Source organism: Lichenihabitans sp. PAMC28606 (assembly GCF_020616535.1).
Taxonomy (GTDB): domain Bacteria; phylum Pseudomonadota; class Alphaproteobacteria; order Rhizobiales; family Beijerinckiaceae; genus Lichenihabitans; species Lichenihabitans psoromatis.
In genome coordinates, this window is sequence record NZ_CP085136.1 from 2636649 (window position 1) to 2661686 (window position 25038).

Here is a 25038-nt window from a genome sequence, read left to right on the forward strand (position 1 = left end):
CAGGCCGCCGTCACGCGACCAATTGCTCGACGCTCGCCTGCAGGTAGAGGTCGAGCGCTTCGATCTCGCCGGCCGTGAGACGAAGCCCGAGCTTGGTGCGGCGCCAGACGATGTCCTGCGCGGTGCGGGCCCATTCGGTTCGGACCAGATGGCCCACCTCGGCTTCGGTCAGGGTCGCGCCGAAGTCGCGGCCTAATCCCGCCATCGATGTCGCGGTCCCCAAGATGTCGCGCGCCTTGGTGCCATAGAGGCGGGCCAATCGAGTGGCGTGACGTTGTGTCAGGAATGGCCAGCGCGACGCGATCTCCGCGACCAGAGCCGGAAAACCGTCGATCGGGAAATCCCCGCCGGGCAAGGCCTCATGCCCAGTCCACCCCTCCTTGCGGGTGCCGGCCGGGATATGGGGGGCGAGCAGCGTCAGCGCATGTTCGGCGAGCTTGCGATAGGTCGTGAGCTTGCCGCCGAACACCGACAAGAGAGGCGCTTTGCCATCGGTATCGAGCGATAGCACGTAGTCGCGCGTGGCGGCCTGCGCGGCGCTATCGCCCTTGTCGTAGAGCGGCCTAACCCCGGAATAGGACCAGACGATATCGGCTTTCGTGATCGGCTTGGTGAAATATTCGGCCGCTGCGTCGCAGATATAAGCCACCTCCTCGTGCGAGGCTGTGACGTCGGCGGGGTCGCCTTCGTAATCGCGGTCGGTGGTACCGACCAGCGTGAAATCCTGCTCGTATGGTACGGCAAAGAAGATCCGGCCGTCGGCATTCTGGAAAATGTAGCACCGGTCGTGATCGTAAAGCTTGCGGACCACGATATGCGAGCCCTGGACGAGCCGGACCTTGGCGGCCTGGTTGATCCGCAAAGTCGCATTGAGCACCTGTCCGACCCACGGTCCCGCCGCATTGACCACCACCTTGGCCCGGATCGTCTCGCGCAGCCCGGTGTCACGGCTCTGCACCGTCAGGGCCCATTCGGCCGCGCCGCGTTCGGCCGTGATGGCTTTGGTCCGCGTGACGACTCGGGCACCGCGATCGGCCGCGTCGCGGGCGTTCAACGCCACGAGGCGCGCGTCCTCGACCCAACAATCCGAATATTCGAAGCCTTTGGTGAACTCGCCGCGTTTCAGTGGCATACCCGCCTCGTCCGTCGTGAGATCCAGGGTGCGGGTTGCGGGCAAGCGCTTCCGGCCACCCAGATGATCATAGAGAAACAAGCCGAGCCGCAGGATCCAGGCCGGGCGCAACCCCTTGTGGTAGGGCAAGACGAAGCGGAGCGGCCAGATGATATGCGGGGCGATGCCCCATAGCACCTCCCGCTCCATCAACGCCTCGCGTACGAGGCGGAACTCATAATGTTCGAGATAGCGCAAGCCGCCGTGGATCAGCTTGGTGGCGGCCGACGATGTGCCGCTGGCGAGATCGTTCTGTTCGCAGAGATAGACCTTGAGGCCACGCCCGGCCGCATCGCGCGCGATGCCGCAACCATTCACGCCACCGCCGATGATGGCGAGATCATAGGGACTGTCCAAGGCCGTCGCTCCCGCCGCTGTCTCGTTGCTTTTAAAAGAGGATAAAACGAATATCTTTGCCGAACAAGCGATCAAATCGAACCCCGAAACGAATAGTCAACGGCGTTTCGATTTGACTCGATCATCCCGGGTGGCTGGGATAGGGCTGCTGAAGCGTCCGAAGGCCCGCACGCACGACGTCCGGGGTCACGGCGGACGGCAGGGAGAAACCACATGGCCACTCGGCTCGATGTCGCGGTGCGCGGATTATTCGCAACCCCGGTGGCGGCGCTGGACGTGCCGGGCGCGGAGGCGATCAACACCGAGTTGCAGCGCGTGATTCTGGCCAGGCGCGACGACACACCCTCGGTGCAAGCCTCCAATGCCGGCGGTTGGCATTCGGATCGCGATATCCTCGCCTGGGGTGGTCCGCATGTCGGGCAAATCATCGACATGGCGAAGGGGATGGCGGGCCAATTGACGGCCGACCGGAACGGACAAGCAATTCGCCCAGCCTGGCAGGTGCGGGCTTGGGCCAACGTGAACACCAGCGGTCACGCGAATATCTGCCATTATCATCCCGGCTCGTTCTGGTCAGGCACCTATTATGTCGATGACGGCGGCTGCGCGAGCGACCACGAGCTCGGAGGGGAATTCGAAATGCTCGATCCGCGCGGTCCTGGTCCCGGCATGTATGCGCCCGCGCTCAAATTTGCCGGTGAGGATGGCGCCTCGGTCGGCGGGGCCGAGATCATCCGGCCGAAACCCGGCTTGCTGTTCCTGTTCCCGTCCTGGCTGATGCATCAGGTCCGCCCCTATCGGGGCACCGGCACGCGGATCTCGATCGCGTTCAATCTCAGCTTGTGACGGAGCGACGCCCCGCGATGACGCTTCCGGTTTCGAAAGCCTCGTCTCGCCGCCAGATCGAAATCGTCGATCTGCTGCGCGAGAAAGGCCGCGTCGCGGTCGATGATCTCGCGTCTCATTTCGGTGTGACGCCGCAGACCATCCGGCGCGATCTCAACGATCTCAGCGATGCCCAGATGGTGGTACGCGTCCATGGCGCCGCGATGGTCTCGTCCGGCGTGGTCAATCTCGCCTACGAGGCGCGCAAGATGATCGCGCAGCCTCACAAGAAGCTGATCGGCGAGGCCGCGGCCAAGCTCGTGCCTGACCATTCCTCCGTGCTGATCAACATCGGCACCACCACCGAGGAGGTCGCCCGCGCCCTGGCGAGCCACACCGGACTCTTGGTCATCACCAACAACTTGCACGTCGCCTTCGAGCTCTATCGCAACAGCGCAATCGAAGTCTTCGTCATGGGCGGCACGGTGCGGCAGAGCGACGGCGGCATCGTCGGCTCCCATGCGGTGAACCTGATCGGACAATTCCGGGTCGATCTCGCGATCATCGGCGCTTCGGCCATCGAGCCGGACGGAACTCTGCTCGATTTCGACATTCGCGAGGTCCAAGCGTCACGCGCCATCATCGAACATGCCCGCAAGGTCGTTCTGGTGGCCGATAGCAGTAAGTTTGCCCGATCGGCCCCGGTACGGGTCGCCCACCTCAGCGAAATCGACATCTTCGTCACCGATCGGCTGCCCTCGGCGGAAATTGCCGAGCTGTGTCGCACCCACGGCGTTCAGGTTGTCGAGGCGGGCGGGCCGCTCGACGCGGACCCGGACGATGCCGACTAAACGCGACACGGCAGGGATATCGCCTCCGCCAGCACTTCCACGTTTTCGTTCTGATGATCGTTTTATTCGCTTGCGGCGTCCGTAATCTTCGACATAGGTTACAAACAAGATCGACGGCGCAACAATGCGTCGCCAGGGCAGCCTCGGGCTTTATCCCGACAAAGCTCTTGATGGAATGCGGAGCGACGTCGCCCAATGCGGCTGCGCTTCTAAGGGGGAGACCGATGCCAAGGACGCGCCGAATCGAGATCGACCTTTCCACGATGGATCGGGTCGCTTGAGCTTCATCCTCGATCATATCGTTCTGCAGGTCGGCAAAGACGTCGTCATCGGAGACGTGTCGCTGACACTCGAAGCCGGCACGATGAACGTGCTGCTCGGCCCGACTCTGTCGGGCAAGACCACCTTGATGCGCGTGATGGCGGGACTCGATCGGCCAACATCGGGGCGGCTGCTGGCCGATGGCGTCGACGTGACCGGCATGTCGGTCCGGAAGCGCTCCGTTGCGATGGTGTATCAGCAGTTCGTCAACTATCCGACGCTGACGATCTACGAGAATATCGCGTCTCCCTTACGGGTTCAGGGCCTGCCAAAGGATGAGATCGAGGCTCGGGTCGCCCGAGCCGCCAAGCTGCTCCGGCTGGAGCCGATGCTCCAGCGCCTTCCGGCCCAACTCTCCGGCGGCCAGCAGCAGCGCACAGCCATCGCGCGCGCGCTCGTCAAACAGGCCCGTCTCGTGCTGCTCGACGAGCCCCTTGCCAATCTCGACTACAAGCTGCGCGAGGAATTGCGCGAGGAACTGCCCCGCATCTTTGCCGAGACCGGCGCGATCCTGGTCTATGCGACGACCGAGCCGACCGAGGCGCTGCTGCTGCGCGGCAAGACGGCGACACTCTGGCAAGGTCGTGTCACCCAAGTCGGGCCGACCGCCTCGGTCTACCGGCAACCCGACAATCTCGACGCCGCGCGCGTCTTCTCCGACCCGCCCCTCAACGAACTCGCTCTGACGATCGCGGGCGGCACCGTGCGGCTCGAGAGCGGGCGTACGCTGCCGGCGGAGGGGGGGCTCGCGGCCCTCGCGGACGGCGCCTATCGGCTCGGCTTCCGGTCGGATGCGGTGACGATCGGTGCGGCACAACCGGGGCGGCTCGGCTTCCCAGGCAGGGTTGCGGTGACCGACATCAATGGATCGGAGAGCTTCGTCCATGTCGAGGTCGGTCATGGCGGCGCCGGTCCGGTCGGCACGACCTGGGTTTGCCTTGTCGACGGCATCCAGGAATGGCTGCCCGGCGACACGGTCGAGGTTCAACTCGATCCGTCGCAGATCTTTGTGTTCGGCGCTGACGGACAGCGGCTCGACGCCGCCGCGGCGCCGCAGCTTGGACGTGAACGACGGACCGTTTCTGCGTCCGCATAAGGTTTGTGAGCCGCTTCGCTGGTGCAGGCTTAGTCCGACCAGCAGGCAGTGAGGCTCGGAGAGGATGGTATGGCGCAGATCACCCTGGATGGCATCGGACACGCCTATGGCGGCGGACCGGCGCGCAGCGACAAAGACTATGCCCTGAAACCCTTGCATCACGTGTGGGAGGCCGGGAAAGCCTATGCGCTTCTCGGACCATCGGGCTGTGGCAAGACGACGTTGCTCAACATCATTTCGGGGCTGGTGATCCCCTCCGAAGGGCGGTTGCTGTTCGGCGATCGCGACGTGACCCGCCTGCCGACCGAACAACGCAACATTGCCCAGGTGTTCCAGTTTCCGGTCATCTACGACACAATGACGGTGGCCGAAAACCTCGCCTTTCCGCTCAAGAACCGGAAGGTTCCGAAAGCCAAGATCGATGCGCGCGTGCAGGAGATCGCCGCCATGCTCGATCTCACGAGCGACCTGAAGCGCCGCGCGCGGGGCCTCACGGCCGATGCCAAGCAGAAGATCTCGCTCGGCCGCGGCCTCGTCCGCTCCGACGTCTCCGCCGTGCTGTTCGACGAGCCGCTGACCGTCATCGACCCGGCGCTGAAGTGGGAACTGCGCTCGAAGCTGAAGGAGGTGCATCGCGCCCTCGATCTTCTGATGATCTACGTGACCCACGACCAGACCGAGGCGCTGACCTTCGCCGATCAGGTGGTGGTCATGAACGAGGGACGCGCCGTGCAGATCGGCACGCCGTCGGACCTGTTCGAACGCCCGGCCCATACATTTGTCGGCTATTTCATCGGCTCGCCCGGCATGAACTTCCTTGACGGTCACATTTCGGGCCGCACCATCACGGTCGGCGGACATGCGATCGCGCTCGGCTCAGCCTATCCGACCCTGGCCGACGACGCGGCCGTGAAACTCGGGATCCGCCCGGATTACGCGACACTAACCGGCTCGGGCGGTTTGCCCGTCAAGGTCAGACGGGTCGACGACCTCGGGCGGCGACGGCTCGCTCACGTGAGTCTCGGCGACCAGCCGATGGTGGCCTTCGTGCCGAACGGCCTGTCGATCGAGGGCGACGAGGCGCGCGTCCATTTCGATCCGGCCCGCACGCATATCTATCGCGACGACAAGCTCGTCGAAGGTGTCGCGGTCGCCGGTCTGCAACCGGCCTATGCCGAGGGGAGCGCCCGATGACCGAGACCAAGATCTGGGACAACCGCGCCTGGTTTTTCGTCGTGCCGGTGCTGGTCTTCGTGCTGTTCTCGTCGCTGATCCCGATGATGACGGTGCTGAACTATTCGGTTCAGGACACGATGGGCCAGAACAACTTTTTCTGGAACGGCGCGGGCTGGTTCCAGAACCTGCTCGATCCCACCACGGAGGTCGGCAAGCGCTTTCAGGGTGCGCTGGCCCGCAATCTCATCTTCTCCTTCGTGGTGCTGGCGCTCGAAATCCCGCTCGGCATCGCCGTGTCGCTTTGCATTCCGAAACACGGCTGGAAGGTGGGTGCCGTTCTGGTCATCATCGCGCTTCCGCTTCTGATCCCCTACAACGTCGTCGGCGTGATCTGGCAGTTGTTCACGCGCGGCGATATTGGCCTGCTCGGCGTCGGCCTGCGGGCGATCGGCTTCACCGGCTTCAACGTCACGCAGGATGCGACCTCGGCCTGGTTCACGCTGATCATCATGGATGTCTGGCACTGGACCTCGATGGTGGCGCTGCTCTGCTACGCCGGCCTGAAGGCAATCCCCGACGCCTATTATCAGGCCGCGCGGATCGACGGCGCAAATCGCTGGGCGGTGTTCACCAACATCGAATTGCAGAAGCTTCGCAAGGTGCTGATCATCGGCATGCTGCTGCGTTTCATGGGCAGCTTCATGATCTACACCGAGCCCTTCACGGTGACGGGCGGCGGCCCGGGTGAAGCCACGAGCTTTCTGTCGATCGACCTCGTCAAGATGGCGCTCGGCCAAGTCGACCTCGGCAATGCGGCCGCCTATTCGCTGGTCTACAACCTCATCACGCTGACGGTGTGCTGGATCTTTTTCACCTATACGACCCATGCAGACGCCAAGGAGACGGCCTGATGCGCGGCACGATGGGGCGTCCCCTCGGCATGGCTCTCTACATGCTGTTCCTGCTGATTCCGGTTTATTGGCTCATCAACATGAGCTTCAAGACCAACACCGACATCATGTCGGGGTTGACCTTGTGGCCCCATGCACCCGTCCTCGACAATTATCGCAAAATCTTCAACGACCCCGACTGGCATGCGAGTTTCATCAACTCGATCCTTTACGTGGCCGTGAACACGGTCGTGTCGGTCACCATCGCGCTCCCGGCCGCCTATGCGTTCAGCCGCTACCGCTTCATCGGCGACAAACCGCTGTTTTTCTGGTTGCTGTCGAACCTGATGGCACCCCCGGCCGTCTATGCGATGCCGTTCTTCAATCTCTATTCGTCGATCGGGCTGTTCGACTCGATCTGGGCCGTGGCGCTGGCGCATTGCCTCTTCAACGTGCCGCTGGCGGTCTGGATCTTGGAAGGCTTTATTTCGGGCGTGCCGCGCGAGATCGACGAAACCGCGATGATCGACGGCTATTCGTTTCCGCGGTTCTTCATCAAGATCTTCCTGCCGCTGATCGCGAATGGCATCGGGGTCGCGGCCTTCTTCTGCTTCATGTTCTCCTGGGTGGAGCAATTGCTCGCCTCGACGCTGACGACCGTGGATGCCAAGCCGATCGCCGCGATGATGTCGCGCGCCTATTCGGCCGCCGGCCTCGATTGGGGCCTGCTGTCAGCGGCCGGCGTCCTCACCATGATTCCCGGCGCGATCGTGATCTGGTTCGTCCGCAACCACATCGCCAAGGGCTTTGCCCTCGGGCGGGTTTGAGGAGCATCCATGGACTACATCGCTCAACATCTTGCCTGGATGGCCTGGACTTGGCAGACCATGGTGTTCTTCGGGGCCATCGCGGCCATGCTGGTCGTCATGACGCTGCTGGCGGTCTATCGGCCCGAAACCCCGCATGTCGGCATTCTGCGCTTCGCCACGACCCGCAGCGACAGGCTGTTTGCCTCCTTGCTGGCGAGCGCCTTCATCTTCCTGTTTTTCATTCGGTTCGGGGTCGACAATTTCCTCTATCCCGCAATCGCATCGCTGCTTCTGGCCGCGATCATGTTTCGTTTCGCATGAGGCGAAATCGTTCCGTTCGCTGAGGTTTGGGCGGAGCCAAAGACAAAACCGGAGCGATTCCGCATCCGGACCAAAGCAAAGGAGGACACCCTATGGATCGTCGTGACGTATTGAAGGGCGGTGCCGCCCTCGGCATCGCCGGAGCGGCTGGTATCATCAAGAGCACACCCAGCTTCGCCCAGAAGGTCGATGCCGCGAAAAAGTGGATCGATACCGAGTTCAATCCCTCGACCTTGTCGAAAGACGAGCAAATGGCCGAGATGGAATGGTTCATCAACGCCGCCAAGCCGTTCGCCGGGATGAAGGTCAATTGCGTTTCGGAATCGCTCAAGGTTCACGATTACGAATCCAAGACGCTCACCAAAGCGTTCGGCGAAATCACCGGCATCGATGTTAAACACGACATCATGGACGAGGGAACGCTCGTCGATAAAATCGAAGTCGAGATGCAGTCGGGTCGTCCGATCTATGATTTCTGGATGAACGACACGGACTTCATCGGCACCCACCCGCGCTACAACGACATCGTAGGCGGCTCGCTGACCGACTTCATGGCCAACGACGGCAAGGACGTGACCAACCCCGGTCTCGATCTCGCCGATTTCATGGGCTTGTCTTTCGCGACCTTCACGGACGGCAAGCTCTACCAGCTGCCCGACCAGCAATTCGCCAACCTTTATTGGTTCCGGCACGATTGGTTCCAGCGCGCCGACCTCAAGGAAAAGTTCAAGGCCAAATACGGCTATGAGCTTGGCGTGCCGGTCAATTGGTCGGCCTATGAGGATATCGCCGACTTCTTCTCGAACGATGTCAAAGAGATCGATGGCCAGCGCGTCTACGGCCATATGGATTACGGCAAGAAGGATCCCTCGCTCGGCTGGCGCTTCACCGATGCTTGGCTCTCGATGGCCGGCGCAGGCGATCGCGGCCTGCCGAACGGCAAGCCCGTCGACGAATGGGGCATCCGGGCCGAAAACGGCATCCCGGTCGGCTCGTCGATCACCCGCGGCGGTGACGCCAACGGTCCGGCTGCCGTCTATGCTTTGACCAAATATATCGAATGGTTGAAGAAATACGCGCCGCCGGAAGCTGCCGGTATGGACTTTCTCGAATCCGGCCCGGTTGTCGGCCAGGGCCATATCGCCCAGCAGATCTTCTGGTATTCGGCCTTCACGGACAGTGCACGCCAGCCCGGTCCGGTCATGAACGAGGACGGTACGCCGAAGTGGCGGATGGCGCCCTCGCCGCATGGCGCTTACTGGAAAGAGGGCATGAAGCTCGGTTACCAGGACGTCGGTGGCTGGACGATGCTGAAATATGCGCCGATGCCGAACCTCAAGGCGGGTTGGCTCTACGCGCAGTTCTGTACCTCGAAGACCGTGTCGCTCAAAAAGGCGCTCACCTCGTTGCATCTCATCCGCGAGAGCGACGTGTGGCACCCGGCCATGACCGAACTCGCCCCGAAGGTTGGTGGCCTCGTCGAGTTCTATCGCAGCCCGGCCCGCAAGCAGTGGACCCCGACCGGCGTCAACGTGCCGGATTATGGCAAGATGGCCCAGGTCTGGTGGCAGAACATTTCCAACGCGATCTCGGGCCAGGTGACGCCCCAGCAAGCGATGGACGGCCTCGCCCGCGACCAGGATGCCATTATGGCGCGCCTCGAAAAGTCGGGCGTGCAGGGCAAGCTCGGACCCAAGATGAACAAGGAAGAGACGGCCGAATATTGGTTCGCCAAATCCGAAAAAGACGGCAATCTCGCGCCCCAGCGCAAGCTGGCCGATGAGAAGCCGAAGGGCGAAACCGTCGATTACGATGCTCTGATCAAGAGCTGGCCGTCGACCCCGCCCAAGAAAGCCTGACGCACACGACACGTGGGCGGTCCCCTCCTGGGGATCGCCCATCCCCGACCGGCATTCCTCAAGCGAAGCGCCGCAACGATCCCTGAGTTGAAGGCCCTTTATGTCCGGTTCGGTTCTCGTCATCGATCAAGGCACCACCTCGACCCGCGCCATTGTGTTCGGTCCGGATGCGTTGCCGACCGCGACCGCACAGGAAGAATTTCCGCAGCTGTTCCCACAGTCCGGCTGGGTCGAGCACGACCCCAAGGACCTCTGGCGCACCAGCCTCTCGACCGCCCGCATCGCGCTGCAACGCGCCGCCGCGGCCGGCACCACCATCGCGGCCCTCGGCATCACCAATCAGCGCGAAACGATCCTGATCTGGGATCGTACGACCGGTGAGCCGATCCACAATGCCATCGTGTGGCAGGACCGACGCACCGCCTCGATCTGCGCGACCCTCAAGGCAGAAGGATGCGAGCCGCTGGTGCAACAGCGCTCCGGACTGCTGCTCGACCCCTATTTCTCCGCCACCAAGATCGCCTGGATGCTGGACCATGTGGACGGCGCGCGTGAGAAAGCGGAACGCGGCGACCTCGCCTTCGGCACCGTCGACACCTTCCTATTGTGGCGGCTGACCAATGGAGCGGTGCACGCCACAGACGCCACCAATGCGTCGCGGACGGCGCTCTACGACATCCACAAGGGACGTTGGGATGCCGACCTGCTGAAGCTGTTCCGCGTGCCGCGACCCTTGCTGCCCGAGGTGAAGGATTGCGCGGCCGAGTTCGGCATCGCGGCCCCGGAGCATCTCGGCCTGTCGTTGCCGATCCGTGGTATCGCGGGCGACCAACAGGCGGCCCTGATCGGTCAGGCGTGTTTCGCACCCGGTATGGTCAAATCGACCTTCGGAACGGGCTGCTTCGTGCTTCTGAACACCGGGCCGAAGCCGATCGCCTCGACGCATCGGTTGCTCTCGACCATCGCCTACCAGCTCAAGGGGCATCGACATTACGCACTGGAAGGCTCGATCTTCTCAGCGGGCGCAACCGTCCAATGGCTTCGCGATGGGCTCGGGATCGTCCGCTCATCGGCCGAGACGGGGCAACTCGCCGAGAAATCTGACCAGGAACAGGCCGTCTATATCGTTCCGGCCTTCGTCGGGCTCGGAGCACCGACCTGGGATGCCGACGCGCGCGGCACCATCACCGGGCTGACGCGCGCCACGACGCGGTTCGAGATCGCCCGCGCGGCGCTTGAAAGCGTCGCCTATCAAACGCGCGATCTCATCGACGCCATGCAGAAGGACGTGCAGCAGAGCGGCGTCAGTCTCGACAAATCAGTGATCCGTGCCGACGGCGGCATGAGCGCGAGCGACTGGACCATGCAATCGGTCGCCGACATGATCGACGCGCCGGTCGATCGCCCGATCGTGCGGGAGACGACGGCGCTCGGGGCGGGCTATCTGGCGGGACTACAATCCGGCCTCTACCCGAGCCCGGAGGAATTTGCCGCCACATGGCATCTCGAAACGCGGTTCGAGCCTGCCATGGCGCCTGCTCGACGCGACGCCAAGCTCAAGGGCTGGCACGAGGCGGTGGCCCGCACGGTGCTGAAGCCTTGAGGTGAGACCCGACGACGGTCGCGTCTCACTTGAAGTCCAGCAGATTCCGCATGCAAGTCAAGCCGCCGGGACCGCGAGCGAACCTCGGCACGAAGCCGTGGGCGGCTGGATGGTTGAAGACCGAGTCGGCATCTTCGTCGAGAAGCGCGTAGAAGACCTCGCCGATGATGCGTCCGCCGACCCAGCCCAATTGGCTCAGGGCACCGGGGCCGTTGAGCAACTGCGTCTCGGTAAAGACCCGGCTTGTGTCCCCTGGGATCGCTTGAACAATCGGGGCTTGTGCTTCGGCGAGCACATAGAACCAAAGCGGCGTGCGCGTCGCAAAGTCTTCCGGCGGCGCCGTCCATTGGAACGCCTGCGGCTTGTCGGGCGCATTCGGATCGTCACCGACCGGCGTCGCATCGGTCGACACGCGGACCACGATCCTATGCGGATCGATAACCGTCACCGGCTTTCCTGCCAACCGCAATGCATGCACGAAGCTCTGGCCCGTCGCGATGCCGTAGGTGTTGCCGCGAAGCAGGTTCAGCAGCGCGAGTGACGGAAGCGGATTGGGTCCGTCCTGCCCTGGATAGGTCGGGAGCGCGTCGGGAGCGATGGCCGCGGCGGCTTGGTCGGCCGCATGGGGCTCCGGGACGATCAGGGGCAAGACGGCGAGCGGGTCGACGATCGTCGCATCAAGCTTATAGGCATATTGCAGCTGCACTTGAGTGTCGGGGTGGTCGCCAGCCGCGACCCGTCCGGTCAATCCGATGTCGGCACCCGGCGCGGAGGCTGGGAAGAACCGTCCCCAATCGTCGATGACGTGGGTTGTCGGAAGCGGATCGAAGCCGAGCAGGCTGTCGTCGACGACCGGGGGTTTGGTCCCCTTGAAGATCGACAGAATCGTGATCGTGTTCAGCCGATAGCCGAAGCGGACCCCCGAATGGCCATAGCGATAGGCCGCGCCGACGAATTCACGCGGAAGATTGGCTCTTTTTTCTTTCGTATAGAGCGCATACGCCCCTTTGCGCTCATGCGGCGTCTGTCCTTCGAGATCCGCCAACACCTCGTGTTTGATGATGCGCGGCAGGAAGTCTTGAACCAGAATGAGGTGATAGGTCCAGCGGACCTCGTTCTGCGCCGAAGCGAAGAGGTCGTTCGGCACATTCCACGTGTCCGGAGGCTCGGTCTTCAGGGCCGCCACGATCGTGTTGTGATAGCGGATCATCCCGAGCTGGATCTGGCAGACAATCGAATTTTCGTCGTTGCGCTTATCGCCAATGATCGCGCGACCGTTCGGCGCCCTCAACAGGTCGTTCGTACCGGTCAGAAGCGTGGCGCCGTCCGAATCATACATGAAGGGTTGGGCGTCCGGTCCGTCGCCATAGACGTTATCGAGGTCGAAGCGCGGCGTCCGCAGGTTGGAGGGGATATGCGACCCTTGCGGCGGCCGATCGGCTGGATTGAGCGACGACGTGCTGTCGAACGTCAGGTCGTGATCGACGAATTGGGCGAAATACGTATACCCCGCCGGGACCCACAGATTTTCTTCGGGGTCTGGGCCATCTTTCAAGGTGTCGAAATCCGCCTTCATCATCTTCGACAATTGAAGAAGCTTGTGCGGATCGAACATCGCCATCTTCAGTGGCAAGAGTTCAGTGAAGGGCTGGAGATGAGATCCTATGAATCCATGCGCGCTTGCGGACATGATCAATATCCTCAAATGAATAAATTAAGTCTTTTATGATTTATTTGATAGTTTATAGATAAAATGAAATGTAATTTGTTTCTACAGCCGCAGTCTGCCCAATTTGTCCGAATGCGTCAAGTCGATGATGTATAAATCTATACAATACGCAAGCGTCATCTGTCGCGGTTCACGTCGATAATGAAATAATAATGACGAAACCGGAAGGACATGTGTTCAAGCGCACCGCGTTTCAGCCGCCCGGGTTCACACGTCGCGCAGCCGCATCCGCCAACCGAACCCAATGCGCCATGATGTCGGGATCGTCGAACGCCTCCTCCGGGATGGACCAATAGGGCATCCCGACCGCCTTGCCCTTGCGGTCGGTGTAGGCCCAGCGTCGGGCACCCGCGGCCTCGAACGCCGGAGCGCTGATCGGATCCGCCTTGAGCAGCATCTCTCTCGCAACTTCGACCGCGATGATCCGGCCCTCGTGATAGACGCCCTTGCCGCCAAACAGACGTTTGATCGTGACGGGCCCGAGGGCCAGGAACATCTCTTCGATCACGGCCTTGTCCACGTCTGTGTCGTCCCTCTGGGTGGTCGTCTGGGCAGATCCATATAGACTGCCGTCGCCCTCGAGTCAGAGGCGCGGCTCCGACGATTGCGGGATCACTGCCGTCCATGCGTATCACCTTCCGTTGCGACCCGGCCTTGATCGACCGGCTGGAACGGCCCGTTCCGGCGCGAGCCGTCCTGCCGGATTGGCTGCGCGCCATGCCGGCCAAGGCGTTTTCCGAGACGCACGGGCAGGATGTTCGCACCGTCAAGCAATGCCCGCCCTTCGTCGATGCGATGAGCCATGGATTCATGATCCTGCTGCCTTGCGATGTCGTCGCCAGCGATGGGCGGCTGTCATGGGACTGGGATCTGCCGCCGCTCAACGTCGAAGCCCATCCCCGTTCGCCGCTCAGCTTCCATGTTCCGGCCCAGGTCTCGGGCACGCCGTTTCATCGGGACGATTGCGCCATCGTCAAGTTCAACAGCTTTTGGACCATTGAGCTCGAACCCGGCTATTCGCTCTTCGCCATGCACCCGGCCAACCGGTTCGACCTGCCGTTCCGGCTGCTCACCGGCATGGTGGATGCCGACCTCTTTACCGACGTTGGCATTCTGTTTCCGGCCGTTTGGATCGACCCCGATTTCGAGGGCGTGCTGAAGCGCGGCACGCCTGTGGCACAGTGTTTTCCGGTGGCGCGGACGGCGCTGGATCTCGACATCGGCGGTTTCACACCGGAGCAGCAGCAACGCTACGACGCGACGGCCGCGACCCTGCTGGGCCAGCAAGGCGCCTATCGGACGCGCTTCCGGGCCAAGCGCCCGCGCTCAGCCGGCGAGATCGCGCCGGAGACGCCCGAGATCGAGCCATAGCTCCCCTTTGGCCGAGGTCGTCAAAGCCTGGGCGACGCGGCCGAACGTGTCGCCGCGGGTCCGCACGGCGCGTCCATAGGCCTGTTTCGCCTCGTCGAGCCGTCCCGCATCCTGCAGCACCGTGCCGAGATTGACGGCGGCTTCGGCCAAGGCCGGTTCGCTATCGAGTGCCGTTTGATAGGCGGTCGCGGCTCCCGACAGATCGACCGCATCCTGGCGGCACAACCCGAGCCGAAACCACGCCAGGCCGTTTCCGGCATTCAGCGACACGGCCTGCTCGAAGCACGCAGCAGCCGCGGGGTGACGGCCAAGTTGGCGCAACAGCCCCCCTTGCCGCATCGCGAGCATGAAGGACGGGGCCACGGCGGCGGCTTTGCCGAAACAGACCAGCGCCGCCTCGGCTTTGCCGGCCTGTTCGAGCACCACGCCGAGCCCCTCCCAGCCGGGCGCATCCCGGGGAAACCGAGCCAGGAGATCGCCGAGCATCGCCTGTGCCTCGGCGGCGCCCCGTTGCAGCAGCAGGGCGCATAGCCCGAACAGAGGCTCAGGCGCGTCAGGCGAAAGCACGGCGGCGCGTCGTAGCGCATCTTCGGCGGAAGGTTGGTGGTTCGGCACGGCTCCCGGCTCTCCAAAACACAAAGCGCACGGCTTGACGCGCGCACGCGGCCCCCGCAAAAGCGAGCCAATCGCCACTTGAGCACGGATCATCGAGACATTCGACCGCATGGACGACACGGCTCGATCTTCGTCCACCCTCCTTGTTCCCCGCCCGCATCAGATCGAGGCGCGGGACCGTATCCTGGCGGCTCGCGCGGCCGGAAGCCCTGGTTTTCTGCTCGGTGATCTGACCGGCCTCGGCAAGACATTATCGGTCTGGGCCGCTATCGCGGCCATGCCGGAAGCCGACATCCTCATCGTTTGCCCCAAAGGCGGCCTCCCGCAATGGCGCCGAACCATCGCGCGGTCTGGCCTCGCCGCAAAGCAGGTCACGCTGACCAATTACGAGCGGAGCAAGGCATTGCTTGCGGCGCCGCCAGCCAGCACGCGCCGCTCCGTGCGGGCCAAGAATAACGAGATTGCGCGCCATGGAAGGCCGAAGCGAACCTGGCCGATCGTCGTGTTCGACGAGAGCCACCGGCTTCGCAATCCCTATGCGCAGCAGACCATGGCGTGTCGGCAGATTGCCGAGGCGGCCCGCTTCACCATCTACATGAGCGCGACGGCCGGCCAGTCGCCGCATGAACTTGGCTATCTCGGCAAGCTGCTCGGCCACGCGGCCCATTGCCCGACCGAGACGCTGGCCGATTTTCGGATGCTGATGAAGGGGCTCGGGATTGGCCGTGCCAAGGGCCGCTGGACCAATTGGAGCTGGGAGCCGAATGCACGCGATCGCGGCGTCATGGCGGATCTGCTCTACAAGGGCGATCGCGCCATCGGGCTGCGGCGGCGTCCAGACGATATCGCGGGCTGGCCCGAAGTGCAGCGCGAGCTTGCGCCAACGGCTCTCGATCGCGAGGCGCGGCGGCTCTACGAGGCAACGTGGCGCGAGTTCCGGCGCGAGTTCGGCCTGCTGGGCGGCAGCACGCGCAAGCCGGCGGGCTGGGCGGCCGACCTCCGCTTCCGGCAGAAAGCCAGCCTGCTGCGCGTCGCCGGCACCGCCGACTTCGTGGAGGAACTGTTGCTCGATGGGCAACAGGTCGCTGTCTCGGTCGCCTATCTCGAAACCAGCGCGATCCTATCCGACACGCTTTCGGCCAAAGGGCGGCGCGTCGCGATCATCAACGGGACACGAAGCGGCGACGCGAACGAGGCGGCGCGCGTCGCTTTCCAGACCGGCGAGGCCGATGTGGTGGTGTTCACCGTCACGGAATCGATCTCGCTGCATCGAAACGAGATGGTGGGCGGATCAAAACTGCGCTCATTGGTGATCCACGATATGCGCCATAGCGCCATCCAGTTGCAGCAGGTCGAGGGCCGCTGTCACCGCGATGGTCAGCGTGCCCTAATCTACTACGCCTATGCGGAGGAGACGGTGGAGGAACGGATTGCCGCCACCGCTGTCGGCCGCATGGCCGCGATGGACGGCATGGCCGGCGACGATACGGCCATGGTCGAGGCGATCCTCAGCGTCATCGCGGCAGAGGTCGAAGCCGCCGCGTAACGGCCGAGCGAGGCTCGACGACCCATCGCGCAGGCGGTCAGGCGGTCAGGCGATCCGATCGGTCAAGGCAAGCCATGCCTTGGCGATCGACATGTCGTCAAGGGTCAGATTGTGGCCGGCCTGGAGCCGCCGATGTTCGACCGCGGCGCCCCCCGCCATCAACCGCGAGGCGAGCCATTCGGCGCTCCCGGCCGGAACGATCGGGTCATTCGAACCCGACAGCATGAGAATCGACCGCCCCGCCAGCAGCGGCAAACCCGCCTCGCCCGACGCCAAGTCATCCAGCACCGCCATGGGCCGCAGCAGGATGGCGCCGGCCAAAACGTCGGGCCGCAGCATCATGATGACGGCCGCGACATTGGCGCCGTTCGAGAATCCCACGGCGATCGGTGCCGCAAGATCATAGGTGCGTCGCGCCTCGGCGATGAAATCCGCGAGGCCAAGGGCGCGTTGGCGCACCTCGTCGGGGTCGAACACGCCCTCGCCGCTGCGGCTGAAGAAGCGCGGCATTCCACGCTCGAGCACCTGACCTCTGGGCGACAGCAGCGCCGCGCCGCGCGATAGCGCCTCCCCGAGCGGCACAAGATCATTCTCGTCGCCGCCAGTGCCATGCAGCAGCAGCAAAGGCGTTCGGCCCGGCACACTAGCCGGGACGACGCGATGATGGAACGCGAGGGTCATCGACGCAGCTTTCAGGTGAGGGCGGGCAGGACTGCCTCGATACGGCTTCGGCTGGCTTCCAGGAAAGCCGGAAGTTTCAGCGCCTCGCCGAGCCGATCCTGCGGTTCGTCGACCGCAAAACCAGGCTGATCGGTCGCGATCTCGAAAATCGTGCCGCCGGGTTCGCGGAAATAGACGGAGCGGAAATATTGCCGATCCTTCTGCTCCGTGGTGGGCAGCCCGTGATGCTCGACGAGTTTTCGCGCCATCTCGGCCTGCGCTGCATCGTCGGCCGCCCGAAACGCCACATGATGGACCGAACCGGCGCCCTGACGTCCACGTGACATGCCGGGCACGGCTTTGAGATCGATCACGCCGCCTTGAGTTGCGCCCGGCGCGACGAAACGCGTCACCGCGCCCTTCCTGCCGCTGGCCTCGAAGCCGAGGACGTCGGTCAACACGGCGGCCGTCGGCGCGACATCGGCAACCAGAAGCGTGACCCCGTGAAAGCCACGGATCGCATGGTCGGCTGGGATATCGCCGTCAGTCCAGCCGGGCTCACCCTCAGCGCCCGTGACACCGACGAGCGCGAGACGCATGCCGTCGGGATCGACGAAGCGCAGCACCGGCTCGCCGAACCGATGTTCGATCGGTTGCACCGCGACGTCGCTCTTGGCGAATCGGTCCGTCCAATAAGTGAGCGAGGCAACCGGAACCCGGAACGCGGTTTCACCCGTCTCGCCGGACCCGATCTTGCCTGCCGCGGCATGCTCCCACGGGAAGAAGGTGAGAATGCTGCCGGGCGTCCCGCCCGCGTCTCCGTAATAGAGATGGTACGTGCCTGGGTCGTCGAAATTGACGGTCTTCTTGACGAGGCGCTGCCCAAGCAGCCCGACATGAAACTTGAGGTTGCGGGGGGCCGGGCCCGAAATGGCCGTCACGTGATGGATGCCGTATTGCATGATCGTCTCCTGCCAATCATTGGCGTTGAACGAAAGATAGGCGGCATGACCCATCTTCGAAATCGCGATAAACTTGTCGTGATCCAGCAAGAGTATTGATATGCCGAGCGTCGGTTTCCCTACCTTCGAGCAGCTTCAGGTGCTCACGACCATCGCCGAAACCGGCAGCTTCTCGGCGGCGGCGCGGCGGCTGAACCGTGCCCAATCGGTCATCAGCTACGCGGTTGGCCAGCTCGAGGAGCAGATCGGCGTCATGCTGTTCGACCGCTCCGGCCGGGTGCCGCGCCTTACGGAAGCGGGTCGGGCGGTGCTGGCCGACGCCCGGCGCGCCACGGCCACGATCGAGACGCTGCGGGGCCGCGCCGCGAGCCTGCAGAAGGGTCTCGAGGCGGAGCTCCGCGTCGGGATCGACGTCATGTTTCCAATGGATCGGTTGGTCGCGGCGCTCGATGCCTTCGCGACCCGATTTCCGATGGTCAGCCTGCGGCTCAGCATGGAGGCGCTCGGCGGCGTCGCGCGATTGGTGGCTGACGAGGCCTGTGACTTCGGCATCAGCACCGAACTCGACGCCATGCCGGCGGCGATCCGGCAGCGGCCGATCGGCACGGTCCGGCTCGTTCCGGTTGCAGCCCCTACCCATCCGCTGGCCCTTGCGACGGCCGATCGCGATGCCGTGCGCGATGCGACCCAGATCGTGCTCGCCGACCGCTCGGCCTTGACCGAGGGACAGGATATTGCAGTTCTGTCGCTCAAGACATGGCGGATCGGCGACCTCGGGGCCAAACATGCGCTGCTGCTGGCCGGTCTCGGATGGGGCAACATGCCAGAGGCGATGGTCGTGGCCGATCTTAAGGCCGGGCGGCTTGTCCGCCTCACCTTGAGTGAGGCGCGTTCGCATGATTATCCGCTCGGCGTGATCCACCGAGCCGACCGGCTGCTCGGTCCAGCCGCGACCTGGTTGGCCGATAGGCTCACGGTCTAGCTTCGGCCATCGTCAGGTGTCGCCCCGTCGCGCTGAGGCAACGGTCGCGGGGCGTTCGGCCGCCGCATCGAGCTGAGCCAGCCGTTGCGCCGCAGCCGCGTTGCCGCTGGCGGCCGCGAGCCCATAGAGACGCCGCGCCTCTGCCATATCGACCGGTGTCCCCTCGCCATTCCGGTAGAGGTCGGCGAGGCACAGCTGCGCCTCGGCGACGCCGTGCTGACTGCTCCGCTGCAGCCAACCGATCGCCTCCGCCTCGTTGCGCGGCGCGCCCTGCCCTTTGAGCAGCATGATCGCGAGATTGAACTGCGCGAATTTATGTCCCCGGCGTGCCGCCTGTTCGTACCACAGGACCGCGGCCGCGAAATCCTCCGCCACGCCCTGGCTGGTGCAATACATCACCGCAAGCTGAAACTGAGCCGAGACATGTCCGGCTTCGGCAGCCTGCTGAAACCACAGCGCGGCTTTCTGCTCGTTCTTGTCGACGCCATGGCCATTGAGCCGGATTTGCCCCAGCACGAATTTTGCGTCGATGTCGCCGGCTTCCGCCGCCGAGGTAAACAGCGCGATCGCCTCTTTCCGCTCCTCGCTTCCATCCGACGCCATGTTGATCCGCCCAAGCTGAACCATGGCAGGCGCATGTCCGGCGTCGGCGGCTTCCCGCAGCAAGGCCTTCGATCGTTCGGGATCGAGCGAAGCGCCCTCGCCGCTGATGTGCAGCATCGCCAACGCGGTCTTGGCTTCCGCGTCACCCGCCACCGCCGCCTTGCCGAAGAGGGAGGAGGCCTTGGCCGGATTGCGGTCCACCCCTTCGCCGTGCAGATACATCTTGCCGAGTTGCACCTGCGCCTGGGTCATACCCTGATCGGCCGCCTTGGCGTACCAGGCGATCGCTTCGCCGAGATTTTGTTCCGTCCCCTCGCCCCTGACCAGAAAGGTCGCGACGTTGAATTGCGCCGTGACATGTCCCTGTTCGGCCGCCCTCGTGAACCATTTGACCGCCTCGGGCATCACCTGCGGAACACCTTCGCCGCGCGCGTGGAGACGACCGAGCGTGAACTGCGCCTGCGCGTCACCCGCTTCGGCGGCGCGTCGATACCAATGCGCCGCCTCCTGCAGATTGGGTTCGATGCCATCGCCCCGGCTATAGAACTCTCCCAGGCTCAGCATCGCGGGCAGATAGCCCTTCTTGCCGGCTTGACGAAACAGCGACTCGGCTTTTGTGCTGCTCTGGACGACGCCGTCACCGGATAAATGCAGCAGCCCGAGTTGATGCGCGGCGCGCACGTCGCCCACCTCGGCGGATCGGATCAAGAGATCGATCGCCTCCAGCTTGTCCTGTGGGATGCCCTCGCCCTGCAACAGCATGATGCCGAGCGCCACCATCGCGGTCTGGTCGTTCTTCGCGGCAGCCTTGCGATAATGATCGGCCGCCGTGACGCGATCGATCGGCACGCCGTGTCCACGGTGATGGATCATCCCGAGGCCAAGCTCACCGCGGACGTGACCCTGCGCGGCAGCCGCCTCGAACCAGTCGCGGGCCGCTGCATGGTCGACGGAGCAGCCGACGCCCTGGAACAGCATGAAGCCGAGATTGGCCTGCGCGTCCGCCTTGCCGTTCTTTGCTGCGGCCTCCATCCAGCGGAACGCCTCGCGCGGGTCGGCGTCGTGAACGACGCCGGTTGGAAACAAGACGGACCGGTTCTGTGACGCGGCGGTGGCATGAAGCTCGCTCGAGGCCGTGTACCAAGCCAACGCGACTTCGGTCGATTGAGGCGCGGCATTGAGCAAGGCCAGGCCGAGCTCATATTGCGCATCGGCGTAGCCGGCGGCCGCCGCCTTGCCGTACCAGACGAGCGCATCCGGCCCGTGACGCATCACGCCATGGCCGCGCGCATACATCTGTCCAACCCGAAAGCAGGCCTCCGGATTGCCGGTGCGGGCCTCCGTCATCCAGCCCGCGAAAGCGACGGCATAATCGCCCCGATCATAGGCCGCTCGATGCGGGTCGGCGTCGACCCGGCGATTGAGAAAGCGCGGCACGAAGGAGAGAGGCGGCGCCACTCAGGGCTCCCGCATCGCTTCGCCCATGGTGCGGAAGAAGCCGCCGAGGACATATTCGAGAACCGATCGCTTGCCGACGCTGATATCGGCCTTCAGCGTCATGCCCGGGATCAACCGAAACGTCTGGGGAACGCTGCTGAAATTCATCGAGTCGATGCGAACGCGCGCCTTGTAATAGGGCGGATCGGCCGGTTTCCCGTCGTCGTCCATCGTGAAGGCATTTTCACTCACCCACATGAGCGTGCCTTTGGCGCTGCCATGCTCGCTATAGTTGAAAGCGTCGATCTTGAGGACGCACTGATCACCCGCCCGGATATAGCCGACGTCTTTCGACGAGATCTGCACCTCGGCTTCGACCGGCGCGGCGGCGTTCATCAACGTCATGACGGGATCGCCCTCCTTCAGGACCGACCCGACCGACAACCGCGAGAGCGTCAGGACGACCGACGGTTCCTTGGCGACAAGGCGCACGAGATCCTGGTGTTTGGTCGCCTTCTGCAACTGCGCGTTGGACGAGTCGAGCGAGTTCTGGGCCGTCACGATTTCCTGGCTCAAGGTCCCGGACCGCTGCTGCACGAAGGCATCTCGATCGGCCTTCAGCGAGGACAGTTGATGTTGCGCCTCGATCAGGCTGTTCTGGCCGAATTCACGCGTGCGCTTCATCTCGAGGCTGGCGTCATTGGCCTGCAAGAGATTCAGCAGACTGCTCGACCCGCTTTTGTAGAGCGTATCGCGCATCGTCTCGACCTGCTTGGCGATCTTCTCGCGTTCCTGGTAATGCAGTTCGTCGCCCTGGAGCTTGGTGATGGTGGCCCCGGTGGTCTTCATCTTTTCGTCGAAGCTTCGCATCTGCGCGGCGAAATCCGCCTCGTGCTGATCGAGCAATCCCTTCTGCAGCGCGTAGTAGGGAATCTCGTCCTTGCTCAGCGTGGCCGGCATGACCATCGGCGTGTGATTCATCTCAGCCTTGGCGCGTGCGATCTGCGCGTCGAGGCTGGCGACCTGCTGTTTCAACTGCCCGACATCGGCGGTCGTGAAAGTCGGGTCGAGGGTCGCGAGCAACTGCCCCGCCTCGACCTGCTGGCCTTCTTTGACATCGATGGTTTTGATCAGAGACGTATCGAGCGCCTGATAGGTCGTCACCGACTCGGTCGAGACGATCCTGCCATGCTCACTGCCGATGACGCGGTCGAGCGAGAGAAACGGCGTCGCACCGAGCAGACAGACGAACAATCCTGCCAGCGCGAAGACGGCCCAGCGGGCGCCTGTCGGCTCGGCCGCCTCCCGGATCGAATCCGTTTCGGACTGCCATTGACGGACGGTTTGAAGAGCTCTGGCGTTACTGCGCGACACCGGGACCTCGATAAGCCAATGTGGGACGAGCGGGCGCCCGGGGGGGTGTGGAATGGTTCTGCTGGTTCCAGAGGCTCGCGTAGATGTCGCACCGATCGAGCAATTCCTCGTGTTTGCCGATGTCGTGCACCGACCCGCGATCGAGCACCAGGATAGCGTCGGCGCGAACCAGCGAGGCCAAGCGGTGCGAGATGATGATCATCGTGCGACCAGCGGCGATCCGCTCGATGTTGGCGTTGACGATCGCCTCGCTTTCGGCGTCGAGCGCACTGGTGGCTTCATCGAGGATCAGAACGCGCGGATTGGTGATGAGCGCGCGCGCGATGGCGATACGCTGGCGCTGCCCCCCCGACAGGTTGGGGGAGCCTTCGTAGATATGCGTGTCGTAGCCCTGAGGCAGCTTGTCGATGAACTCTTCGGCCCCGCCGAGCCGGGCCGCCACGACGACCTCGTCGAAGGTCGCGTCGGGCTTGCCGATCATGATGTTGTCGCGGATCGACCCGGTGAACAGGAAATTCTCTTGCAGCACGACACCGAGACTGCCGCGGAGATGGTCGACGTCATATTCACGGACATCGATCCCATCGAGTTTGATCAGCCCGGAATAATCGGAATGAAGGCGTTGCAGGAGCCGCGTGATCGTCGTCTTGCCGGAGCCGCTGCGACCCATGACGCCAAGCGTCGTGCCTTGCGCGATTTCGAAGGTCACGTCGTTCAGCGCCGGCGAGGTCGATCCCTTGTAGGAGAAACGGACTTTCGCAAATTCGAGATGGCCGTGCAGCGTGTTCTTGACCCCGTGCCCGGTGCGACCTTCCTCAGGCGCCTGATTGACGAGGTTTCCGACGATCTGGACCGCGGCGCGCGCCTCGTCGAGCTGGTTGATCAATTGGCCCGCCTGCACGAGCGGCGCGGCAACCCGCTGGCTGAGCAGCAGGAACGCGAAAAGCGCGCCCGTATAGACCGGATCGTTGGTCTCGATCGCCAGATACACGCCGAGCGCGTAGGTGCCGCTCACCAGCAGCTTTTCGAGCGGTGCCACCACGGTCTGAATGAGGTTTGAGGTGGCCCCCTCGGCCAAGCGAGCCCGGGCGCCGCGCGCCACCAGCACGTCCCACATCTTGCGCTGCCGGTTGTCGAGCGCGAGCGATTTGACGGTCCGGATCCCCTGCAAGGTTTGGATCATGAACGAATGGCGCGCGCTTTCGGCTTCGATCACGACGGCGCTGCGGGCCCGGAGTGTCGGAACCATCAGTCCGATCGACGTGAAAATCAGCACGCAGAAGGTCGCGACCACGATCGTCAGAACCGGACTGTAGAAAGCCATCACCGGGAGGAAGACGAACAAGACGAACATATCGAGCACGGTGCCGAACATCTGTCCGACCAGGAAATTCCGGATCTTGCCGATCTCGTTCATGTCATGCGCGATACTTCCGACCTGCGTGCGCTCGAAATAGTCGACCGGGAGGCTCAGCACCTTGTCGAACATGTAGGTCGACAACTGTGTGTCGATCCGCGTCGTCAGATGGAGAATCAACGACCGCCGGATCGCCGCGAAGATGATGTCGAAGGCAATCAGAATACCCATGAGCGTGCAGATCACCACGAAGGTATTCATGCTGTGATGATATAAAACGCGATCGATCATCTCGCGCCAAAACACGATCGGGGCGAGCGCCAGAATACTCATGGCGACCGCGCAGATCGCGACGTCGCGCACCGTCCGGCGCTCGCGGAAGACGAGATTGACGATCATCCCGATGTCGAACGGCTTGGCCTTATCCTCGATCTCGTGATCGCGCTTGAAGAGGATGACCTCTCCGCCCCACATCTCATCCAACTGGCTGCGGTCGACCACCATGTCGATCGGGGTCGCGGACATCGGATCCCGCAACTTGACCCAGGCCCGACCGGCCTCGTCTCCGACCTCCGACAGAACCATCGAGCCGCCGCCGCGCAGGCGCAGGACGACCGGAAGTGCGTTTCCGAGCTGCATCAGTCCGGAGAACGTGAGGGTCAGCGCAGTGGCCTTGAGGCCGACGTCTTGCGCGCACGTGACCAGTTCGGGCGTCGACACCTCGCTGCCGGACAGCATGTGGTCGCGAATCATCTGCTTGAGCGAAAGCGTCAGCCCGAAATGAGCCGCGATCAGGATCAGCGAACGAAGGCCGCTGTGGGTCGAATCCTCTTGGACCACGAGGGCATTCGGGATCTGGTCTGTCATGAATGAGGTTCCACAACGGGGCTGTGCGTGCCTCGAGATCTCGTGACAACGGCGGCTCGACTGCTCCGGTCGGCGATCCGTGTTGACTTGATCTTAACCGTGCTATTTTCGCCTTTAAAGCCGTATTGCGTCCTGAAGGTGGCGAGGTGGGGCTCGTCACTATGGCGGCTTATGACAAACCCCACCGTCCGCCCGCGTCCATGAACGAAGAAGCTCCCCCGAGATACCCGGGAGAGCTTTGTGATCAATGATCGCT

At 63.5% G+C, this 25038-nt stretch carries 21 protein-coding genes; 12 read left to right on the forward strand and 9 right to left on the reverse strand.

Annotation, left to right across the window (positions count from 1 at the left end; genetic code table 11):
• Positions 1–10: 10 nt before the first annotated feature.
• Entirely contained in the window at positions 11–1528 is a 1518-nt protein-coding gene (glpD, locus tag LGH83_RS12480) for a glycerol-3-phosphate dehydrogenase (RefSeq protein ID WP_227398950.1), read from the reverse strand.
• A gap of 213 nt (positions 1529–1741) precedes the next feature.
• Between glpD and LGH83_RS12485 the strand changes: the two genes are divergently transcribed.
• The 9 genes from LGH83_RS12485 (at position 1742) to glpK (ending at position 11279) form a co-directional block, all read left to right on the forward strand.
• The gene (locus tag LGH83_RS12485; RefSeq protein ID WP_227398951.1) at positions 1742–2374 is read left to right on the forward strand and encodes a TIGR02466 family protein; all 633 of its coding nucleotides are present in this window, start codon (positions 1742–1744) and stop codon (positions 2372–2374) included.
• 17 nt (positions 2375–2391) lie between these two features.
• On the forward strand, positions 2392–3204 hold the full coding sequence (locus tag LGH83_RS12490) for a DeoR/GlpR family DNA-binding transcription regulator (protein ID WP_227398952.1): 813 nt from the start codon (positions 2392–2394) through the stop codon (positions 3202–3204).
• A gap of 277 nt (positions 3205–3481) precedes the next feature.
• Positions 3482–4621, forward strand: coding sequence for an ABC transporter ATP-binding protein (locus LGH83_RS12495; RefSeq protein WP_227398953.1), 1140 nt, complete (start codon positions 3482–3484; stop codon positions 4619–4621).
• Positions 4622–4690: 69 nt separating this feature from the next.
• Positions 4691–5815: an ABC transporter ATP-binding protein gene (locus LGH83_RS12500; RefSeq protein ID WP_227398954.1), complete on the forward strand. Its 1125-nt coding sequence runs from the start codon at positions 4691–4693 to the stop codon at positions 5813–5815.
• Positions 5812–6708, forward strand: coding sequence for a carbohydrate ABC transporter permease (locus tag LGH83_RS12505; protein WP_227398955.1), 897 nt, complete (start codon positions 5812–5814; stop codon positions 6706–6708). The genes LGH83_RS12500 and LGH83_RS12505 overlap by 4 nt, the downstream gene beginning before the upstream one ends.
• The gene (locus tag LGH83_RS12510; protein ID WP_131114110.1) at positions 6708–7514 is read left to right on the forward strand and encodes a carbohydrate ABC transporter permease; all 807 of its coding nucleotides are present in this window, start codon (positions 6708–6710) and stop codon (positions 7512–7514) included. The genes LGH83_RS12505 and LGH83_RS12510 overlap by 1 nt, the downstream gene beginning before the upstream one ends.
• Before the next feature lie 9 nt (positions 7515–7523).
• A complete protein-coding gene (locus tag LGH83_RS12515) occupies positions 7524–7817 on the forward strand; it encodes a DUF2160 domain-containing protein (RefSeq protein WP_131195397.1) in 294 nt (97 codons plus the stop codon).
• 92 nt (positions 7818–7909) lie between these two features.
• Positions 7910–9676 (forward strand): twin-arginine translocation signal domain-containing protein, encoded by a 1767-nt coding sequence (locus tag LGH83_RS12520; protein WP_131195398.1) that lies wholly within the window; start codon positions 7910–7912, stop codon positions 9674–9676.
• 100 nt (positions 9677–9776) lie between these two features.
• Complete coding sequence (gene glpK / locus LGH83_RS12525; protein WP_227398956.1) at positions 9777–11279, forward strand: glycerol kinase GlpK; 1503 nt, start codon at positions 9777–9779, stop codon at positions 11277–11279.
• Positions 11280–11304: 25 nt separating this feature from the next.
• Here glpK and LGH83_RS12530 read toward each other — a convergent pair whose 3' ends face one another.
• The gene (locus LGH83_RS12530; protein ID WP_227398957.1) at positions 11305–12969 is read right to left on the reverse strand and encodes a peroxidase family protein; all 1665 of its coding nucleotides are present in this window, start codon (positions 12967–12969) and stop codon (positions 11305–11307) included.
• Between the two features lie 232 nt (positions 12970–13201).
• Positions 13202–13528: a TfoX/Sxy family protein gene (locus LGH83_RS12535; protein ID WP_227398958.1), complete on the reverse strand. Its 327-nt coding sequence runs from the start codon at positions 13526–13528 to the stop codon at positions 13202–13204.
• Positions 13529–13632: 104 nt separating this feature from the next.
• On the opposite strand from LGH83_RS12535, the gene LGH83_RS12540 reads away from it, so the two are divergent.
• Positions 13633–14379: a hypothetical protein gene (locus LGH83_RS12540; RefSeq protein WP_227398959.1), complete on the forward strand. Its 747-nt coding sequence runs from the start codon at positions 13633–13635 to the stop codon at positions 14377–14379.
• Here the strand turns inward: LGH83_RS12540 and LGH83_RS12545 are convergent.
• Positions 14335–14946 carry a tetratricopeptide repeat protein gene (locus LGH83_RS12545; protein ID WP_227398960.1) on the reverse strand — a complete coding sequence of 204 codons (612 nt, stop codon included), beginning with the start codon at positions 14944–14946 and terminating at the stop codon, positions 14335–14337. The genes LGH83_RS12540 and LGH83_RS12545 overlap by 45 nt on opposite strands.
• Positions 14947–15103: 157 nt before the next feature.
• Here LGH83_RS12545 and LGH83_RS12550 point away from each other — a divergent pair, with 157 nt between their 5' ends.
• Positions 15104–16540: a DEAD/DEAH box helicase gene (locus LGH83_RS12550; RefSeq protein WP_227398961.1), complete on the forward strand. Its 1437-nt coding sequence runs from the start codon at positions 15104–15106 to the stop codon at positions 16538–16540.
• Between the two features lie 45 nt (positions 16541–16585).
• On the opposite strand, the gene LGH83_RS12555 is transcribed toward LGH83_RS12550, so the two are convergent.
• Both LGH83_RS12555 and LGH83_RS12560 read right to left on the reverse strand, forming a co-directional pair.
• Entirely contained in the window at positions 16586–17221 is a 636-nt protein-coding gene (locus LGH83_RS12555) for an alpha/beta hydrolase (RefSeq protein WP_227398962.1), read from the reverse strand.
• Between the two features lie 11 nt (positions 17222–17232).
• Entirely contained in the window at positions 17233–18162 is a 930-nt protein-coding gene (locus tag LGH83_RS12560) for a ring-cleaving dioxygenase (RefSeq protein ID WP_227401833.1), read from the reverse strand.
• A gap of 100 nt (positions 18163–18262) precedes the next feature.
• Between LGH83_RS12560 and LGH83_RS12565 the strand changes: the two genes are divergently transcribed.
• Complete coding sequence (locus LGH83_RS12565; protein WP_227398963.1) at positions 18263–19144, forward strand: LysR family transcriptional regulator; 882 nt, start codon at positions 18263–18265, stop codon at positions 19142–19144.
• A 12-nt stretch (positions 19145–19156) separates the two neighbouring features.
• Here LGH83_RS12565 and LGH83_RS12570 read toward each other — a convergent pair whose 3' ends face one another.
• Genes LGH83_RS12570 through LGH83_RS12580 form a run of 3 tightly spaced genes read right to left on the reverse strand, consistent with a single transcriptional unit; the run spans position 19157 to position 24782 of the window.
• A complete protein-coding gene (locus LGH83_RS12570) occupies positions 19157–21205 on the reverse strand; it encodes a tetratricopeptide repeat protein (protein WP_227398964.1) in 2049 nt (682 codons plus the stop codon).
• Positions 21206–22558, reverse strand: a complete 1353-nt coding sequence (locus LGH83_RS12575; RefSeq protein WP_227398965.1) for an HlyD family type I secretion periplasmic adaptor subunit — start codon at positions 22556–22558, stop codon at positions 21206–21208.
• Positions 22545–24782 carry a peptidase domain-containing ABC transporter gene (locus LGH83_RS12580; RefSeq protein WP_227398966.1) on the reverse strand — a complete coding sequence of 746 codons (2238 nt, stop codon included), beginning with the start codon at positions 24780–24782 and terminating at the stop codon, positions 22545–22547. Before LGH83_RS12580 ends, LGH83_RS12575 begins: the two co-directional genes overlap by 14 nt.
• Positions 24783–25038: the final 256 nt, after the last annotated feature.

What these genes read in the sequence shown, in the direction of transcription:
- LGH83_RS12485 (WP_227398951.1), top strand. Translation starts at nt 1,742, where the DNA reads ATGGCCACTCGGCTCGATGTCGCGGTGCGCGGATTATTCGCAACCCCG.
- LGH83_RS12490 (WP_227398952.1), top strand. Translation starts at nt 2,392, where the DNA reads ATGACGCTTCCGGTTTCGAAAGCCTCGTCTCGCCGCCAGATCGAAATC.
- LGH83_RS12500 (WP_227398954.1), top strand. Translation starts at nt 4,691, where the DNA reads ATGGCGCAGATCACCCTGGATGGCATCGGACACGCCTATGGCGGCGGA.
- LGH83_RS12505 (WP_227398955.1), top strand. Translation starts at nt 5,812, where the DNA reads ATGACCGAGACCAAGATCTGGGACAACCGCGCCTGGTTTTTCGTCGTG.
- LGH83_RS12510 (WP_131114110.1), top strand. Translation starts at nt 6,708, where the DNA reads ATGCGCGGCACGATGGGGCGTCCCCTCGGCATGGCTCTCTACATGCTG.
- LGH83_RS12515 (WP_131195397.1), top strand. Translation starts at nt 7,524, where the DNA reads ATGGACTACATCGCTCAACATCTTGCCTGGATGGCCTGGACTTGGCAG.
- LGH83_RS12520 (WP_131195398.1), top strand. Translation starts at nt 7,910, where the DNA reads ATGGATCGTCGTGACGTATTGAAGGGCGGTGCCGCCCTCGGCATCGCC.
- glpK (WP_227398956.1), top strand. Translation starts at nt 9,777, where the DNA reads ATGTCCGGTTCGGTTCTCGTCATCGATCAAGGCACCACCTCGACCCGC.
- LGH83_RS12530 (WP_227398957.1), bottom strand. Translation starts at nt 12,969, where the DNA reads ATGTCCGCAAGCGCGCATGGATTCATAGGATCTCATCTCCAGCCCTTC.
- LGH83_RS12540 (WP_227398959.1), top strand. Translation starts at nt 13,633, where the DNA reads ATGCGTATCACCTTCCGTTGCGACCCGGCCTTGATCGACCGGCTGGAA.
- LGH83_RS12550 (WP_227398961.1), top strand. Translation starts at nt 15,104, where the DNA reads ATGGACGACACGGCTCGATCTTCGTCCACCCTCCTTGTTCCCCGCCCG.
- LGH83_RS12555 (WP_227398962.1), bottom strand. Translation starts at nt 17,221, where the DNA reads ATGACCCTCGCGTTCCATCATCGCGTCGTCCCGGCTAGTGTGCCGGGC.
- LGH83_RS12560 (WP_227401833.1), bottom strand. Translation starts at nt 18,162, where the DNA reads ATGCAATACGGCATCCATCACGTGACGGCCATTTCGGGCCCGGCCCCC.
- LGH83_RS12565 (WP_227398963.1), top strand. Translation starts at nt 18,263, where the DNA reads ATGCCGAGCGTCGGTTTCCCTACCTTCGAGCAGCTTCAGGTGCTCACG.
- LGH83_RS12580 (WP_227398966.1), bottom strand. Translation starts at nt 24,782, where the DNA reads ATGACAGACCAGATCCCGAATGCCCTCGTGGTCCAAGAGGATTCGACC.